Genomic DNA, 17,254 nt, shown 5'->3' with positions numbered 1-17,254 from the left:
ACCGCCGCGTCCGTCGGGATGGCGGTGCCGGTTCAGCGCCGCTTCTCGACGGCCGCCACGACGTAGGCGGCGGCCCGGTCGAGGTCGGCGAAGCCGGGCCGGGCGCCGGTGAGCTTGATGCCGACGGCGACGTTCGTCATGCGGAAGGAGACCTCCGAGGTGTACTGCTTGCGCATGAAGGAGAACGGGCTGCGCTGGGTGAAGCTGAACGCCTCGTCGCCGATGTCCGGGCCGGCGCGGACCTTGGTGCCGGGGGTGCGCCTTGGCTCCTGCTTCATGTTCTTGACCTGGAGGTCGTGGAAGTTCTCCGCGCCCCAGACGCTCGGCGTCAGGTACGCCATCACGACCATGGTGGCGTTGTCCGGGCCGGTCCAGCGGCAGTGATACTCGCTGAAGAACTGCTCCTTGGCCGGTCCGCCGAACACCTTGCGCGCCTGGGCGGCGGTCAGCAGGTCGCACGCCTCGAAGGCGTTCGTGAACAGCTTCGCCGTGCCGGAGGCGGACGGCAGCGCCGTCACGGGCGAGAACGGCCTGATCACGGGGGCGGTGTACGGGAACACCTTCGGCAGCACGACGGCCACCGCCGCGGCCGTCAGCCCGACGGCAAGCAGCGCGCCCAGCACGATCGGCGCACGGCGGCGGCGCAGCCGGCCGGGCGCGGTGCGGTCGTCGTCCAGGACGCCGGCCTCGCGGGCGACCCCTTCCATCGCGGCCGCCGCCTGGGCGGGGGAGCAGCGGCGGGCCGGGTCCTTGTCCAGGAGGGCGGCGAGCACGGGCGCCATCGGGCCGGCCCGCCGGACCGGGGCGGGCTCCTGCGTCAGCGCCGCCGCGATCGCGGCCGCCGGGCTGGCGCGGGCGAACGGGGCGACGCCCTCCACGGCGGTGAACAGCGTCGCGCCCAGCGACCACAGGTCGGAGTGCGGGCCGTCGGGCTCGCCGCGCAGCCGCTCGGGCGCGATGTAGCCGGGCGAGCCGGACAGCATGCCGCCCTGGGTGATCGCCTCGTTCCCGGCGACGGTGGCGATGCCGAAGTCGGTCAGCAGCACCCGGCCGTCGTCGGTGAGCAGCACGTTGGCGGGCTTGACGTCGCGGTGCAGCACGCCCGAGGCGTGCGCGGCGCCGAGCGCGTCGAGCATCCGCAGGCCGATCGCGGCGACGCGGCCGGGCGGCAGCGGCCCGCGCTCGCGGACCACCTGTTCCAGGGAGCGGCCCCGGACGAACTCCATGACGATCCACGGCAGCCCGCCGTCGAGGACGACGTCGTGGACGGTGACGATCGACGGGTGGGAGCGCAGCCGGGCGGCGGCCCGCGCCTCGCGCAGCGTGCGCTCGGTCAGCTCGGCCCGCTCGCTCTCGCCGAGGCCGGGCGGCAGCCGGATCTCCTTGACGGCGACCTCCTGCTGGAGGAGCTCGTCCTCGGCCCGCCAGACGGTGCCCATGCCGCCCTGCCCGATCGGGGCCAGCAGCCGATAGCGGCCGGCGAGCGGCGTCACCACGGCCGACGCGGCCGGCCCCGGACTCCTGCGCTCGCGCTCGCCCCTGCCATCCGTGCCTCCAGCCGATCTCTGGCTCCTGCGGACAGGCACGATATTAGGGGCGAGCGGGACAGATGCGCGGGCTTTCGATCAATCGGACCCGACACCGGGTCAAACAGGGTGTCAGTCGGTGCCGAACTCCATCGCGGCGTTGTCGAGCAGCTCGTCGTCGGGCACCTCGCCCCGGGAGGCGATCACTTCGGCGCCGCCCTCGGGCATCTCGCCGATCAGCTCGGTCGGGGCCGGCTGCGCGGCGCCGATCAGCGCCTGCTGCGGGCTGCCGACCATGCCGAGCCCGGCGTACTGCTCCAGCTTGGCGCGGGAGTCGGCGATGTCGAGGTTGCGCATGGTGAGCTGGCCGATGCGGTCGGACGGGCCGAACGCGGAGTCCTCGGTGCGCTCCATCGACAGCTTGTCGGGGTGGTAGCTGAACGCCGGGCCGGACGTGTCGAGGATCGAGTAGTCCTCGCCGCGCCGCAGCCGCAGCGTCACCTCGCCGGTGACGGCCGTGCCGACCCACCGCTGCAGCGACTCGCGCAGCATCAGCGCCTGCGGGTCGAGCCAGCGGCCCTCGTACAGGAGCCTGCCCAGGCGGCGGCCCTCGTTGTGGTAGCTGGCGAGGGTGTCCTCGTTGTGGATGGCGTTGACCAGGCGCTCGTAGCAGATGTGCAGCAGCGCCATGCCCGGCGCCTCGTAGACGCCGCGGCTCTTGGCCTCGATGATCCGGTTCTCGATCTGGTCGGACATGCCGATGCCGTGGCGGCCGCCGATGGCGTTGGCCTCCAGCACCAGGTCGACGGCGGTGGGGAACTCCTTGCCGTTGATCGTCACCGGGCGGCCGCGGTCGAAGCCGATCGTGACGTCCTCGGTGGCGATCTCGACGTCCGGGTCCCAGAAGCGCACGCCCATGATCGGGTCGACCAGCTCGATGCCGGCGTCGAGGTGCTCCAGCGCCTTGGCCTCGTGTGTGGCGCCCCAGATGTTGGCGTCGGTGGAGTAGGCCTTCTCGGAGCTGTCACGGTAGGGCAGGCCGTGCGCGAGCAGCCACTCCGACATCTCCTTGCGGCCGCCGAGCTCGCTGACGAAGTCGGCGTCGAGCCACGGCTTGTAGATGCGCAGGGCCGGGTTGGCGAGTAGGCCGTAGCGGTAGAACCGCTCGATGTCGTTGCCCTTGAAGGTGGAGCCGTCTCCCCAGATCTGCACGCCGTCCTCCAGCATGGCGCGCACCAGCAGGGTGCCGGTGACGGCCCGCCCGAGCGGGGTGGTGTTGAAGTAGGCGCGCCCGCCGGAGCGGATGTGGAACGCGCCGCAGGTCAGCGCGGCGAGCCCCTCTTCCACGAGGGCGGCGCGGCAGTCGACGAGCCGGGTGACCTCCGCGCCGTAGGCCGTCGCGCGGCCGGGCACCGAGGCGATGTCGGGCTCGTCGTACTGGCCGATGTCGGCGGTGTAGGTGCAGGGGACGGCGCCCTTCTCGCGCATCCACGCGACCGCTACGGACGTGTCGAGGCCGCCGGAGAAGGCGATCCCGACACGTTCACCGACAGGCAGGGAGGTGAGTACCTTGGACACGAGGTGAAGTATATACATACTTCTGCATGACCATGCAATGCGCCTCCCCTATGTGGCCGGCTCCAGCCCCGTGAGCAGGTTGAACGTGCCCGTGAGCTGGTTGAGCGCGACCAGGGCCGGCAGCTCGGCGATGATCCGGTCGCTCCAGCCGTGCGCCCGCAGCCCGGCCACGTCGGCGTCGGTGATCGACGAGGGCTCGGCCAGCAGGCGGACCGCGAGCTCGATCAGCGCCGTCTCGCGGGCGTCGGTGGAGGCGCCCTGACGGGCCAGCGCGATGTCGCTCTCGCTCAGCCCGGCCGCCCGCGCCGCCTCCGCGTGCGCCTGGAGGCAGTACGCGCAGCCGATCCACTCCTGGACGGCCAGCGAGACCTTCTCGCTGAGCGCGCGGGGCAGCTTCACGCGCTTCATGGCCCGCGAGAAGTCCAGGTAGCCCTGGAGTGCGGCGGGGGAGTGGGCCATGGTGGCGACCATGTCGCCCACGCCGCCTCTCCTGCTGACGATGTCCTCGAGCAGTTCCCGTGACTTGCCGGGGGCCTCGGCGGGCTCCAGGGGGGTCAGGCGTCGCATGCGTCCTCCTCGATCTCGATACCGTACCCCCCTAAGGTATATGACGGGCCGGAAAATTCCCGCCGGGCGGGCCCGGCGGGAAAAGGGCCGGTCAGGGCAGCGGCTCGCTCATCGGGTCGGTGTAGGGCGAGCGGGGCTCGAAGGCCGCCGACGCCAGCGGGTCGCGCAGCGACTCGCCCGCCCGGTCACCGACCTGATCCATCAGCTCGCGCACCCGCGCCTGCGCGGTCGCCGCCGCGTCCGCGTCGACGACCTTGCTCAGCATGAGCAGCGTCCGCGCCTCCAGCAGCGGCGTGCGCATCTGGCGGAACAGCGCCGCCGCCCGTTGCAGGCAGCCGGCCGCGTCGGCCTGGTCGCCCGCCGCCAGCGCCAGCTCGCCGAGGCCGCCCAGCGCGTGCGCCTCCGCGAGGCGGTGGCGGGAGCTGCTGGCCACCGTGAGCGCCTTGCGCAGCAGCGGCTCGGCCTCCTGCAGCTTGCCCTGCCGCAGCCGGGCCACGCCCAGCCCGTGCAGGGCGAACGCCTCCCCGATGGTGTCGCCGATCTCCTGCACGACGGCCAGCGACTCCTCGAACGCCCCCGCCGCGATGGCCACCTCGCGCGCCCGCAGGTGCACGTGGCCCATCCGGTGCAGCACCTGGGCGGTCACCCGCCGGTTGCCGCCGCCCTTGCTGCGCACCAGGGCCTCGGCCAGCAGCATCTTGGCCCCGTCGATGTCGTCGCAGTCGGCCTTGATCTGCGCCAGGTTGTGCAGCGTGTGCGCGGCGCCGATCTGGTCGCCGATGGCCGAGAAGATCCGCAGGGCGTGCTGGAGGTGGCCCATCGCCGCCTCCATGCGGCCGTTCATCCGCTCCAGCACGGCGATGTTGCGGGTCGTCTTGGCGATCTGCAGCTCCGCCCCGACCTCCTCGAACAGCGCCAGCGCCGCCTCGAAGTCGCGGGCGGCGTCGTCGAAGCGCTGCTCGGTCAGCGACAGCGAGCCCCTGGCGTACAGCATCTCGGCCTGGCCGCGCCGGTCGCCTCCCGCACGGGCCGCCTCCAGGGCGATCTCGTGCGTCTCGCGCCAGTCGTCCAGGTAGACGCGCAGTTCGAAGAAGGTCTCGGCGTTCATCGCCAGCCGCCAGCACAGCTCCACCAGCCCGGCCTGGGCCGCCTGCCTGATGCCGGCGAGCAGCACGTGACGTTCGCGCTCGAACCAGGCGATCGGCTTGGCGACCAGCCGTTCGATCAGCTCCTCCGGCAGCGGCGAGGGGATCTCGTGCGCCGGGTGCGGGCCGGGCGAGGGGCCGTACTCGCGGCGGCGGGCCGCCTGCGTCAGGTGGAGCAGCGCGCTGAGCACCCGGGCCAGCGCCTCCGAGCGCATGTCCGGCGTCTCCTCGGCGGCCAGCCGCTCGCGCGCGTAGACGCGGATGAGGTCGTGGAAGCGGTACTGCACGCCGACGTGCCGCCCGGTGCCCAGCACCTCGACGAGCTGGGCGTCGGCCAGGTCGTCGAGCAGGTCCTGCACGTCGGCGAGCGGCTGGTCGAGCAGCGCGGCCCCGGTCCAGGCGGAGAAGACGTGCGCGTCGAGGATCGCCAGCCGCCGGAACAGGCGGCGCGCCTGCTCGCTGATGCCCTCGTAGGTCAGCGACAGGCTGGCCCGGATGCCCATGTCGCCGTGCATGAGCTCGTCCAGCCTGCGGGCCTCGTCCCGCAGCCGTTCCACCAGCTGCTCGACACCCCAGTACGGGCGCGCGGCCATGCGGGCGCCGGCGATGCGCAGCGCGAGCGGCAGGTAGCCGCACAGCTCGGCCAGCGCGGCGGCGGCCTCGGGCTCGGCCCACACCCGGTCGGCCCCGGCGATCCTGGACAGCATGTCGACCGACTGGGCGGCGTCGAACAGGCTGACGTCCACCTGGGTCGCCCCGGCCAGCGCGCCGAGCCGGCTGCGGCTGGTGACGATGACGGCCGAGGCGGGGTTGCCCGGCAGCAGCGGCAGCACCTGGCTCTCGGAGGCGGCGTCGTCGAGCACGATGAGCATGCGCCGGTCGGCCAGGAGCATGCGGTACATCTCGGCCCGCTCCTCCAGCGTCTCCGGCAGCGCGGTGCCCGACACGCCGAGCGCGCGCAGGAAGCGTTCGAGCACCTGCATCGGGCTGACCGGACGGGAGACGCCGCCGTGCAGGTCGGCGTAGAGCTGGCCGTCGGGGAAGTGCTCGGCCACGCTGTGCGCGGTGTGCACCGCGACCGTGGTCTTGCCGATCCCGGCCCGGCCGGCGATGGCGACGATGGGCACGGCGAAGCGGGCCGCGCCGTCGGGCGGCTCCGTCAGCCTCTTCTTGATCTCGTCGAGCTGGCTCTGGCGCCCGATGAAGTCCGCGATGCCGGCGGGCAGCATGCCCGGCACGGAGGAGGGGCCGGGACGCGGCTCGACGGTGACGAGCGTGGGCGGCGCGGGCGCTTCGAGGCTCTCGTCGGCTGTGAGGATGGCCGATTCGAGCTGTTGTAATCGCTCGTTGGGCTCGATCCCCAGCTCTTCGATCATCATGCGGCGGGCGTCGCGGTAGACCTGGAGCGACTCGGCCTGCCGGCCCGACCGGTAGAGGGCGGTCATGAGCTGGGCGATGAAGCGCTCGCGCAGCGGGTGGACGCTGACCAGGCCGGTGAGCTCGCCGACCAGCTCGTGGTGGCGGCCGAGCTCCAGCTCCAGCTGGATGCAGTCCTCGTTGGCGGTGATGCGCTGCTCGGTGAGCTGACCGGCGATGGCCTGGAGCAGGCGGCTCTCGATGCCGTCGAGCGCGGGGCCGCGCCACAGCCCGAGCGCCTCGCGGTAGTGGCGGATGGCCTCTTCGGGGTTGCGGTCGTCGCGGAGCTTGCGCGCCCTGGCCACCAGGGTCTCGAAGACGCGGGCGTCGATCTCGCCGGGCTCGGCCAGGAGCGCGTATCCCTGCGGCTTGGTCACGATCATGTCGGGCCGGCCGTGCGCGGCGAACACGCGGCGCAGGGCCGAGATGCAGATTTGCACCTGGGCGCGGGAGGTCGCGGGCGGTTCGTCGTCGTAGATGGCTTCCATCAGCCGGGTCATGGCGACAGGCCGATCTGCGTTCAGAAGCAGCGCGGCCAGGATGATTTGCTGGCGCGTGCCGCCCAGTTCGAGATTTCTCCCGTCGGCGGTGGCTTCGAGTGCCCCCAGTAGTCGAAACTCCACGCACATCTCCTTGATGAAGCCGCCGCCCTCTTCGGCAACCGTCCAGGCCCCCCGGCCGGACAAGGTGCAGGGCGGAATTTGGCTGACACCATATTCGAGATTATGGCCCCAAGGTTGCCTGGTGGGGTGCTGGCTATATTACAAGATCGGCGGGCATTTATCGCGATGGTCACATCTGTGAAGTTCGGCCGATTTGTGCGTTAGACTACAGTGCTGGGCCACTTGTGGCCACAGGGTAATCCCCATTAAACCGCGAAACGGCCGAGACCCTGAGGTCGTCGGCCGCTCGCTCCGGGATGCTCAGCCCCAGGGGTCGCCGGGGCCGTTGGGCGCGCTGCCCCAGGGGTCGCCGGGGCCGGCCGGGGCGCTGCCCCACGGGTCGCCGGGGCCCTGCTCGGTGGCGGACGCGGCCGCCGCGTATGCCGGCACGGTCGAACCCAGGGCCAGGAAAGCGGCTGCGGCCGCCGCGAGAACGATGATCGACATGCGGATCCTGGCGGCGCTTGTGGCGATGGTCCGGCCCATGGTGCGTACCTCCGTCTGGATGTCGCGGCGCTCTCCCCGCCGCTCGGCCCAAACGCTCGCACCGGCCACCATCGACCCCATATCGGCGCGCTTCCGGCGCGCCATTCGAGCAGGTCGACGGCCATTCCCCGGCACGCTTCCCGGGAAAACCCCGCAATCGGCGATAAGGCGTCCGCCGGCCCGCCGCGGGCCCCGATAAGTGCCCGATAGCGCGGCGGGAATCCGGCGATAGCGCGACGAAGGCGCGGCGATAGCGGCCGCCGCAACCCTTGTCGCGAGCCCGGGTGGCGCGAGCACGCGGCGGGTCACTCGGGTGGCCAACAGGCCCGGGGGGCGACCACCTGGGCGCGGACGAACCGCGGCAGACGGAACTCCTGAACAGGTGGCGTTTGATGGGGATTGACGTGCAGGCGCTGGACAGCGTCTACGGGCGGCCGGCCGCCAGCGTGGACGTGCGTCTGGACCGCGCCGACAACGGTCACTGGGTGATCGACGCCCAGTCGGTGACCGATCACGAAGGGCGCGTCAAGGAGTGGCGGGAGCACCGGCTCGACCGCGGCCTGTACAGAATCGTCTTCGGAAGTGATCGCTACTTCGTGAGCCTCGGGCTCACCGCCGCTTATCCGGAGATCGTCGTCGTGTTCCGCATGACGGACGAGGCGTGCACCTATCAAATTAACGTTCTGCTCTCGCCGCACTCTTATTCCGCCTATTTCGGCTCGTTCAACTGAGTAGGGCGCGCGATGAACACCAATCGGTATGACGCATTTCCGCTGATCCCGCTCCACGACCGGACGTGGCCCACGGCCGCGATCACCGCCGCGCCGCGCTGGCTGTCGACAGACCTGCGCGACGGCAACCAGGCGCTCGCCAGGCCGATGGGCCCCGAGCGCAAGCTGGCCATGTTCGAGCTCCTGGTGAGCATGGGCTACCGGGAGATCGAGGTCGGCTTCCCGTCGGCCAGCCAGGACGACCACGACTTCGTCCGCCTCCTCGTCGAGGAGGACCGCATCCCCGACGACGTGCGCATCACCGCGTTCGTGCCCGCCCGCGAGGACCTGGTGGAGCGGACCGTGGAGAGCCTGCGCGGGGCCGCCAGGGCGACCCTGCACCTCTACAACGCCACCTCGCCGGCCATCCGGAACCTGGTGTTCGGCATGGACCGCGAGCAGTGCCGCGAGCTGGCCGTGCACGGCACCCGCCTGGTCATGGCCTACGCCGACAAGCTCATCCCCGGCTGCGACCTGGCCTTCCAGTACTCGCCCGAGCACTTCAACGACACCGAGCCGGACTTCTCCCTGGAGGTCTGCGAGGCGGTCATGGACGTGTGGGAGCCCGGCCCGGACCGGCCCATCATCCTCAACTTCCCCACGACCGTCGAGCGCTCGACCCCGAACGTCTTCGCCGACCAGATCGAGTGGATGCACCGCAACCTGTCCAGGCGCGAGCACATCTGCCTGTCGGTGCACACCCACAACGACCGCGGCACCGGCGTGGCTGCGGCCGAGCTGGCCCTGATGGCCGGGGCCGAGCGGATCGAGGGCTGCCTGTTCGGCAACGGCGAGCGGGCCGGCAACGTGTGCCTGGTGACGCTCGGCATGAACCTCTACACCCAGGGCATCGACCCCGGCATCGACTTCTCCGACCTGGACCGGGTCCGCCGGGTCGTGGAGAGCTGCACCGGCATCCCGGTGCCCGCGCGGCACCCGTACGGCGGTGACCTGGTCTACACGGCGTTCTCCGGCGCCCACCAGGACGCGATCAAGAAGGGGTTCGACGCGCTGGAACGGGAGTCGGCGCGGACCGGGCTCGCGCCGTCGGAGCTGCCGTGGAGCATGCCGTACCTGCCGGTCGACCCCAGGGACGTGGGCCGGACGTACGAGGCCGTCGTGCGCATCAACAGCCAGTCGGGCAAGGGCGGGCTGGCCTACGTGATGAGCGCCAGGCACGGACTCACGCTGCCCAGGCCGCTGCAGATCGACTTCGCGCAGGTCGTGCAGGCGCTGGCGGAGGCCGAGGGCGGCGAGATCCCGCCGGAGCGCGTCCGGGAGGTCTTCGAGGCCACGTACGCGGTCGCGCAGGCGCCTCCGGCGGTGGAGGGCGCCACGGTCGAGCTCTACCTCGACGGCCCCGCGTACGGCGGGGCGGCCTGGGCCGGGACGCTCCGCACGCTGCGCGCGGCCCTGGCCGACAAGGGCTTCGACGTGCGCGCCGTCCACCACATGGGCGGCCCGGCGGGCGAGCGCGAGGAGGTGGCCGTCTACGCGCGGTTCGGCGACGGCGACCGGGCGGTGTGGGGCGCCGGCATCCGCGGCGACGTCGAGGCGGCCGTGCTCGCCGCCGTCGGGTCGGCCGTGGCGCGGTCCTGGCCCGCCGTGCCCGCGCCGGCCGTGCCCGCGCCGCCCGCCCCGCGCCCCCCGGCGGACCCCGAATGCCGACGTCAGCGGCCCGTTCCGGCCCGGGCACGGCGGTTGATAGCCGGACGATAAGGAAGCGATGGGCCCCCGGCATAGCGTTCGGACCAGGCAGCGAATCCGAGGTGAGGATCATGAGGCGCACCCAGGTGCGGAAGCGCAGGCCGCGCACCCGTGACGGCGGCCACCGCTACTGGCTCGACCTGCGGACACCGTCAGGACGGGTCCTGCCGATCTGACCGCGGCGATTCGAGGGGAGACGGCCATGGGACTGATCGAACGACACGAGGAGCTGGCTGCTCTGGAGTCGCTCCTCGCCAACGCGGTGCTGAGCCGGGGCCGGATCGCCCTGGTCAGCGGCCCCGTCGCGACGGGCAAGAGCACGCTGCTGCGCTCCCTGGCCGAGCAGGCCATCGAGCTCGGCGCGCTGGCCGTCTCGGCGACCGGCTCGCTCATGGAGCGCGACCTGCCGCTCGGCGTGCTGCGCCAGCTCATCCAGGACGCGCCCCTCCCCGAGGCCGACCACGCCCGCGCGATGGCCCTCATCGAGGAGGGCAGCCGGGCCGCGACCATGGCCGGGCCCGAGGCCGACCAGCTCGTCGACGCCCAGGTGGTGCACGCGCTCTGCACGGTCCTGCTGGACCTGTCGGAGCGGTGCCCGCTGGTGATCGCCGTCGACGACGTGCACCACGCCGACCGCACCTCGCTGCTCTGCCTGGCCTACCTCGCCAGGCGGGCCAGGAGCGCCAGGATCGTGGCCGTGTTCGCGCACTCGGACCGGATGCGCTGCGCCGACGCGTACTTCGAGACCGACCTGCTGCGCCAGCCGCACTGCCGCAGGCTCCAGCTCTCGCCGCTGTCGCGCGAGGGCGTCGAGGAGCTGATGGCGGCCGAGCTCGGCACGGAGGCGACCGAGCGCTTCGCCAAGGAGTGGTACACGCTCAGCGGCGGCAACCCGCTGCTGGCCGGCGCGCTGGCCGAGGACTACCGCGAGTACCTGCGCTCGGTCGGCGAGCCGCCTCCGGAGCCGGTCGTCGGCGACCAGTTCGGCCAGGCGGTGCTGTCGTGCCTGCAGCGCGGGCACCCGCAGACGATGCGGGTGGCGCGCGGGCTCGCCGTGCTGGGCGAGACCGACGGGCTCGACCGGCTGCTCGGCATCGCGCCGATCGACATCAGCAGGGAGCTGCTCTCACTCGGCGCGGCCGGGCTGGTCTCCGGCCGCGACTTCCGCCACCAGTCGGTCTGCCGCGCCGTCCTGGCGGGCATCGACCAGCAGGAGCGCATGGACCTGCACCGCCGGGCCGCCGAGGTGGCGCACGACGCGGGCATGACGCCCTGCGTGGTCGCCGACCACCTGCTGCAGGCGGCCCGGGTGGAGGCGCCCTGGGTGCTGCCCACGCTGGAGGAGGCCGCCAGGAACGCGCTGCGCGCCGGCCAGGTCGAGTCGGCCGTCGCCTACCTGCGGCTGGCCTGGCGCGAGTGCGACGACGAGCAGCGCCGGTTGAAGATCATGACGATGCTGGTGCGGGCCGAGTGGCGGATCAACCCTGCCGCGCCCGCCGGTCACCTGGCCGAGCTGGCCGAGGCGGTGAACCGGGGCAGCCTGCGCGGCGGCGACGTGGTCGTGCTGGCCCGCGCGCTGCTGTGGCACGGCCGCTTCGACGACGCCCGCGACGTGCTGGAACAGCTCGGCGAGGAGGGCGAGGCCGCCGACCACGAGACGATGGCCGAGATGGTCGTCGCCCAGCTCTGGCTGCGCGTCACCCACCCGCCGCTGCTGACCGGCCTGCCGCGCCCGGCGGGCCGCCGCGCGCTGGCGGGCCTGGTGTCGGTGGCCGTCAACCGGCGGGTGGAGGCCACGCTGGCGCTCGCCGAGGTGCTCACGCGGGGCCCCCGCGAGGAGAGCATGAACGCGGTGGAGCGCATCCTGGAGGACTCCCACCTCGACGAGATGTCGATGGACACCGTGGAGAACGCGCTGCTCGCCCTCACCTACGCGGGCCGCTGCGACCGCGCGGTGCCGTGGTGCGAGCGGTTCAGCGCCGAGGCGATGTCCAGGCAGGCGCCCAGCCGGCAGGCCAGGCTCGCGGCGATCCGCGCCGAGATCGCGATCCGGCAGGGCGACATGCCCGCCGCCGCGCACCACGCCCGCATCGCGCTCGACACCATCCCGATGAGCAGCTGGGGCGTCGCGATCGGCGGGCCGCTGAGCAGCCTGATCATCGCGCTGACGGCGATGGGCAGGTACGACGCGGTCCGCGAGTACCTGGACCGGCCGGTGCCCGAGACGATGTTCCAGACCCGCTACGGCCTGCACTACCTGTACGCGCGCGGGCGCTACAGCCTGGCCAACGAGTACTTCGCGCTGGCGCTGCGCGACTTCCAGCGCTGCGGCGAGCTCATGGTCACCTGGAACCTGGACACGCCCGGCCTGATCCCGTGGCGTGCCGACGCGGGGGAGGCGTGCCTGCGGATGGGGCACGTCGAGGAGGCCAGGGAGCTCATCGAGACCCAGCTGAGCATGTGCGGCGCCGAGCTGCGCCGGGGCCGGGGGATCGCGCTGCGGTTGCAGGCGGCCGTCTCCGAGCCGGCCCGCCGTCCGGCCCTGCTGCGGCAGGCGACCGAGTACCTGCAGATGGCCGGCGACCGCTACGAGCTGACCCGGGCGCTGTTCGACCTGGTGGAGGCGTACGACTCGCTGGGCGAGTACCGGCGCGCCCGGACGATCGCGGGCCGGGCGCAGGCGGCGGCGCGCGAGTGCCGGGCCGAGCCGATGATCGACGCGCTGAGCCGCGCCGACGACCCGAGCGTGGTGCCGGCGCCGCTGCCGAGCGAGCTGATCGGCGTGCTGAGCGACGCCGAGCGGCGGGTGGCCGCGCTGGCCGCGGCCGGCTACGCCAACCGGGAGATCGCGGCGCGCCTCTACATCACGCTCAGCACGGTCGAGCAGCACCTCACCCGCACCTACCGCAAGCTGAACATCAGGAGGAGGGTGGACCTTCCGCTGGTCGTCGAGTTCGACAGCCAGGTGGAGCACTGACGGAGTTGCGCGCTCCCGCCGCCCGGCCACACGGTCGGAGGCGGAGGTGCGTGATGGAGCCGATCGCCGAACCGACCACGGAACTGATCACCGTCCGGGGGAACGCGACCCCGGAGGAGCTGGAGGCCGTCGTCCTGGCCGTCACCCGGCTGGTGGCGCGGGCCAGGGCCAGGTCCGAGGAGGAGCGGGCCTGGTCGGACCCGGCCGCGCTGGTGCGCCGGCCGGTCGCGGGGAGCTGGCGGCTCAGCGGCTGGGCCGGCTGACCTCCCATCCGCATTCGTGCTATTCGTGGCGATTTGGGCTACCACCGCAATCTGCGAAAAGCCCCCTCCCGCCGCCGAACGCATCCTGTTGAGGTGCCCGGCCCTACGGCCGGTCGAGTCGGTAGGCGAGGAGAGGTCCCACGATGTCGACACTTTTCGGTTCGCTCCGCAGGCTCGTGCTCGCCCCGTCCCTGGCCGAGGTGACGTTCGCCGGACGCGGCTTCCCCGGCCCGCCCACCGCCGACACCGAGCGGCTGGAGGCGATCCCGCAGGCCGTCGTCTGCGGCTTCGAATGGGGCATCGACGCGCGTGACCAGTGGGAGGTGCAGCGCAGGCTCGACCTGGTCGCCGCCGACCACCGCGGCTTCGCCTACGAGGGCGCGACCATGGCCTTCACCGTGCTCGACGCCATGGGCGGCGGGCGGCGGCAGCGCACCCGGGACCTGCTGCTCGGCCCGGGGCAGCCGCACATCTTCCTCGCCTACATCGGCATCGGCTTCGCCATGGCCCGGCTGCCCAGGCCGCTGTGGAAGAAGGTGCTGCCCGACCTTTCCGGCTCGCCCTACCACCCGGTGATGAGCTGGCTCGCGGTCGACGGCTACGGCTTCGACCTGGCCTACTTCCACACCCGGCGATACGTCGACGAGCAGCGGGTGCCCGCCCCGTACCCGTGGCGCGGCGAGCCCGGCTACTTCCCCCGGGCGGCCGACCAGGGCGTGGGCCGCGCCCTGTGGTTCATCCACGGCGGGCGGGCGCCCGACGTCGCCGCCGCCGTGCGGCGCTTCGCCACCGCCCGGCAGGCCGACCTGTGGAGCGGCGTCGGCCTGGCCGCCACGTTCGCGGGCGGCAGTGCGGGCGGCAGTGCGGGCGGCGCGCTGGCCGCGCTGCGCGAGGAGGCCGGCGAGCACCGCGACGAGCTCGCCCAGGGCTCGGTGTTCGCGCTCAAGGCCCGCCACTACTCCGGCCACGTCCCCGCGCACAGCGAGGCCGCCGGGAACGTGCTCACCGGCCTGTCCGTCGACGACGCCGTCGCGCTCGCCGACGACACCGCGGTCGGGCCCGGCCGTCCCGGCGGCGTCCCGGATTACGAGCAGTGGCGCCGCAACGTACGCGCGCATTTCGCGGTCGAAAACGCCGCACGATGATCCCGCAATAACGCGGTAAGCACGACCGGAGTTGCCCGAAGATTCCACGTCATGTGTCAATGAGAAGACAGTACCTGCTGGTTGAGCGGTGAAGGGTTGTTATGGCCGGCCTGCTTCGATCGCTGAGAAAGCGAATACTTACCCCCAGTGTCACGGAGACCAAGCTCGCCGTCCGCGGTTTCCATGTAAAAAACGAGGCGGCCCGCGAATTATTGGAGAAAGTTGGCGAGATATTCCTCACCGGCTTCGCTTACGCAGCCGAGTCGCGCACTCCCGCTGAGGCGGAGGACCGGCTGGAGCAGATCCCCGACCGGTTCCGCGGCTTCGCCTACGAGGGCGCCGGGATGGGGCTCGCTGTGCTGGACTGCGCCTCCCTCGCCAACCTGCGCAGGGTGAAGGGCACGCTCGCCGGGCGCGGCGACCGCCACAACTACATGATCTACGTCGGGATCGGCTGGGCCATGGCCCGGCTGCCCCGCTTCCTGTGGCCGGACCCCGCCCAGCTCGACCCGCTGCTGCTGTGGCTCGTGCACGACGGCTACGGCTTCCACCAGGCGTACTTCCACACCGACAAGTACGTGCGCCGGCAGGTGCGCGAGACACGCTTCCCCTGGCCCGCCGGGCACGAGGCGTACGCGGCCCGCGCCGTCGACCAGGGCATCGGCCGCGCCCTGTGGTTCGTCGGCGGCACCGACGTCGAGCAGGTGACGTCGCTCATCGAGAGCTTCCCCGAGGAGCGCCGCCCCGACCTGTACGCGGGCACCGGCCTGGCCGCCACCTACGCGGGCGGCGCCACCGGCGACGAGCTGTGGGAGCTGCGCGACCGGGCCGGCCCCTACCGAGGCCAGCTCGCCCAGGGCAGCGCCTTCGCCGCCGAGGCCAGGATCCGGGCCGGGCTCCTCGGCCCGCACACCCGCCAGGCCACCGCCATCCTGTGCGGCACCACGGCCGAGCAGGCCGCCGAGATCTGCATCCAGTCCATGCCCGCACCGTCCCTGCCGGGGGAGCTGCCCGCCTTCGAGATCTGGCGGCAGCGGATAGCCGGCGAACTCGTCTCCCTTGGAGGTGTCACCCCGTGACCACGGTAGCCACCTGGCTGCGCCGGCAACAGGCCGGAGTCGTCGCCCTCGTGGTGATGGCCGCCCTGTTCGTCATCGGCAGCCCGTCCTTCGCCTCCGACGAGGAGAAGGCGGAGCTGGCCGGCGCGTACGCGTTCAAGCCGCTGAGCATCGCCCTGCCGTCGGACCTGCCGCAGCAGACCATCCGCGCGGTGAACCAGCGCTACACGCACATCGACGCCTGGATCTCCTCCGTCGGGGCCGGGATCGCCATGAACGACCTCGACATGGACGGCCTGTCGAACGACCTGTGCGTCACCGACCCCCGCATCGACCGGGTCGTGGTGACCCCCACGCCGGGCGCGCGCTCGGACCGCTACAAGCCGTTCGCGCTGTCCACCGGCACGCTGCCGATGAACGACGCGATCGCCCCCATGGGCTGCATCGCCGGTGACTTCAACGAGGACGGCAGCACCGACGTCCTGACGTACTACTGGGGCCGCACCCCGATCGTCCACCTGGCCAAGGCCGGGGCCACGACGCTGTCCGCGGACGCGTTCACGGCCACCGAGCTGGTGCCCGGCGCCGGCGGCGCCACCTACACCGGGCCGCAGTGGAACAGCAACACCGCCACCACCGCCGACTTCGACGGTGACGGCCACCTCGACATCTTCATCGGCAACTACTTCCCCCACGGCCCCGTGCTCGACGACACGGTCAACGGCGGCGTCGAGATGAACGACTCGATGTCCGGCGCGGTCAACGGCGGCGAGAACTACTTCTTCCGCTGGACCGGCGTCACCGCGGGCGCCCCGTCCTTCGACCGGCTCGACAACGTGCTGGACAAGGACGTCTCCAAGGGCTGGGAGCTCGGCGCCAGCACCGCCGACCTGGACGGCGACCTGCTTCCCGAGCTGTTCCTCAACAACGACTTCGGCCCCGACCGGCTGCTGTACAACCGGTCCACGCCCGGCAAGATCTCCTTCTCGCTGGCCGAGGGCTCCCGCACGCCGTGGGTGCCCAAGTCCAAGTCGCTCGGCCACGACTCCTTCAAGGGCATGGGCTCCGACTTCGGCGACCTCGACGGCGACGGCCTCTACGACACCTTCGTCAGCAACATCACCACCTCGTTCGGCATCCAGGAGAGCAACTACGCCTTCTACAACACGGCGAAGAACCGGGCCGACGTACGCGCCCAGCTCGCCGACGGCGTGGCGCCCTTCGAGGACCGCAGCGCCCAGGACCGCACCGCGTGGACCGGCTGGGGCTGGGACGTCAAGATCGACGACTTCAACAACGGCGGCGACCCCGCCATCGTCCAGGCGACCGGCTTCGTCAAGGGCTGGGTGAACCGGTGGGCGCAGCTCCAGGAGCTCGCCACCGCGAACGACGCCGTCGTGCGCAACCCGCACTCCTGGCCCGTGGTCAGGGAGGGCGCCGACATCGCCGGCAGCCAGACGCTCGCCTTCTTCGCCAAGAAGGACGACGGCACGTACGCCGACATCTCCCGCCAGCTCGGCCTGGCGGTGCCGGTGCCGACGCGCGGCATCGCGACCGGCGACGCCGACGGCGACGGGCTGCTCGACCTGGCGGTCGCCCGCCAGTGGGACGCGCCGATCTTCTACCACAACCAGAGCGCGCCGGCCGGATCGGCCATCACGCTCCAGCTCACCCACGAGAACGCCACCGGCGCGCAGGGCTCCCCGGCCATCGGCGCCGAGGCCACGGCGACGGTCGGCGACCGCACCGTGATCGGGCGCGTCGACGGCGGCAGCGGCCACTCCGGCCGGCGCAGCCACGAGGTGCACCTGGGGCTCGGCGAGCACGTGACCGGGCCGGTGAAGGTCCACCTGCGCTGGCGCGACCGCACGGGACAGGTGCGCGAGCAGGATCTTCAGCTCAGCCCGGGCAGGCACGCCATCCAGCTCGGCTCGCAAGCGAAGGAGAAGTGACG

Annotated in this window: 12 protein-coding genes; 7 read left to right on the top strand and 5 right to left on the bottom strand. The window is 72.3% G+C overall.

The annotated features are described in order from the left end of the window. Nucleotides 1-32: 32 nt before the first annotated feature. The 5 genes from AB0J53_RS21565 to AB0J53_RS21545 form a co-directional block, all read right to left on the bottom strand. Nucleotides 33-1,493, bottom strand: coding sequence for a serine/threonine-protein kinase (locus AB0J53_RS21565; protein ID WP_364174894.1), 1,461 nt, complete (start codon nt 1,491-1,493; stop codon nt 33-35). 165 nt (nt 1,494-1,658) lie between these two features. Beyond that, a complete protein-coding gene (argG, locus tag AB0J53_RS21560; protein ID WP_364174891.1) occupies nt 1,659-3,104 on the bottom strand; it encodes an argininosuccinate synthase in 1,446 nt (481 codons plus the stop codon). Nucleotides 3,105-3,152: 48 nt separating this feature from the next. Further along, a complete protein-coding gene (locus AB0J53_RS21555) occupies nt 3,153-3,671 on the bottom strand; it encodes a carboxymuconolactone decarboxylase family protein (RefSeq protein ID WP_219507990.1) in 519 nt (172 codons plus the stop codon). Nucleotides 3,672-3,762: 91 nt separating this feature from the next. Beyond that, nucleotides 3,763-6,855 carry a BTAD domain-containing putative transcriptional regulator gene (locus tag AB0J53_RS21550; RefSeq protein WP_364174887.1) on the bottom strand — a complete coding sequence of 1,031 codons (3,093 nt, stop codon included), beginning with the start codon at nt 6,853-6,855 and terminating at the stop codon, nt 3,763-3,765. Nucleotides 6,856-7,155: 300 nt separating this feature from the next. After that, nucleotides 7,156-7,341, bottom strand: coding sequence for a hypothetical protein (locus AB0J53_RS21545; protein WP_364174884.1), 186 nt, complete (start codon nt 7,339-7,341; stop codon nt 7,156-7,158). A gap of 431 nt (nt 7,342-7,772) precedes the next feature. Between AB0J53_RS21545 and AB0J53_RS21540 the strand changes: the two genes are divergently transcribed. The 7 genes from AB0J53_RS21540 to AB0J53_RS21510 all read left to right on the top strand — a co-directional run bounded on the left by AB0J53_RS21540 (nt 7,773) and on the right by AB0J53_RS21510 (nt 17,252). Continuing rightward, nucleotides 7,773-8,111 carry a hydroxyisourate hydrolase gene (locus AB0J53_RS21540; RefSeq protein WP_219507983.1) on the top strand — a complete coding sequence of 113 codons (339 nt, stop codon included), beginning with the start codon at nt 7,773-7,775 and terminating at the stop codon, nt 8,109-8,111. Nucleotides 8,112-8,123: 12 nt separating this feature from the next. Continuing rightward, on the top strand, nt 8,124-9,869 hold the full coding sequence (locus AB0J53_RS21535) for a 2-isopropylmalate synthase (protein ID WP_219507981.1): 1,746 nt from the start codon (nt 8,124-8,126) through the stop codon (nt 9,867-9,869). A 190-nt stretch (nt 9,870-10,059) separates the two neighbouring features. Continuing rightward, the gene (locus AB0J53_RS21530) at nt 10,060-12,834 is read left to right on the top strand and encodes an AAA family ATPase (protein WP_364174880.1); all 2,775 of its coding nucleotides are present in this window, start codon (nt 10,060-10,062) and stop codon (nt 12,832-12,834) included. 53 nt (nt 12,835-12,887) lie between these two features. Next, a complete protein-coding gene (locus AB0J53_RS21525) occupies nt 12,888-13,097 on the top strand; it encodes an acyl-CoA carboxylase epsilon subunit (RefSeq protein WP_364174877.1) in 210 nt (69 codons plus the stop codon). A 143-nt stretch (nt 13,098-13,240) separates the two neighbouring features. Then, nucleotides 13,241-14,242: a DUF1702 family protein gene (locus AB0J53_RS21520; RefSeq protein WP_364174874.1), complete on the top strand. Its 1,002-nt coding sequence runs from the start codon at nt 13,241-13,243 to the stop codon at nt 14,240-14,242. A gap of 101 nt (nt 14,243-14,343) precedes the next feature. Then, nucleotides 14,344-15,321 (top strand): DUF1702 family protein, encoded by a 978-nt coding sequence (locus AB0J53_RS21515; protein WP_364174871.1) that lies wholly within the window; start codon nt 14,344-14,346, stop codon nt 15,319-15,321. Then, entirely contained in the window at nt 15,318-17,252 is a 1,935-nt protein-coding gene (locus tag AB0J53_RS21510) for a CRTAC1 family protein (protein WP_364174868.1), read from the top strand. The genes AB0J53_RS21515 and AB0J53_RS21510 overlap by 4 nt, the downstream gene beginning before the upstream one ends. Nucleotides 17,253-17,254 lie beyond the last annotated feature (2 nt).

This window comes from Nonomuraea sp. NPDC049725, from assembly GCF_040674795.1.
Taxonomy (GTDB): Bacteria; Actinomycetota; Actinomycetes; order Streptosporangiales; family Streptosporangiaceae; genus Nonomuraea; species Nonomuraea ceibae.
Note: the sequence above shows the minus strand (reverse complement) of the source record. Positions and strands in the feature narration are given on the sequence as shown.

Excerpts from the sequence above, each read along its gene's own strand:
- AB0J53_RS21555 (WP_219507990.1), bottom strand. The coding sequence starts at position 3,671 with ATGCGACGCCTGACCCCCCTGGAGCCCGCCGAGGCCCCCGGCAAGTCA.
- AB0J53_RS21545 (WP_364174884.1), bottom strand. The coding sequence starts at position 7,341 with ATGTCGATCATCGTTCTCGCGGCGGCCGCAGCCGCTTTCCTGGCCCTG.
- AB0J53_RS21540 (WP_219507983.1), top strand. The coding sequence starts at position 7,773 with ATGGGGATTGACGTGCAGGCGCTGGACAGCGTCTACGGGCGGCCGGCC.
- AB0J53_RS21535 (WP_219507981.1), top strand. The coding sequence starts at position 8,124 with ATGAACACCAATCGGTATGACGCATTTCCGCTGATCCCGCTCCACGAC.
- AB0J53_RS21530 (WP_364174880.1), top strand. The coding sequence starts at position 10,060 with ATGGGACTGATCGAACGACACGAGGAGCTGGCTGCTCTGGAGTCGCTC.
- AB0J53_RS21525 (WP_364174877.1), top strand. The coding sequence starts at position 12,888 with ATGGAGCCGATCGCCGAACCGACCACGGAACTGATCACCGTCCGGGGG.
- AB0J53_RS21520 (WP_364174874.1), top strand. The coding sequence starts at position 13,241 with ATGTCGACACTTTTCGGTTCGCTCCGCAGGCTCGTGCTCGCCCCGTCC.
- AB0J53_RS21515 (WP_364174871.1), top strand. The coding sequence starts at position 14,344 with ATGGCCGGCCTGCTTCGATCGCTGAGAAAGCGAATACTTACCCCCAGT.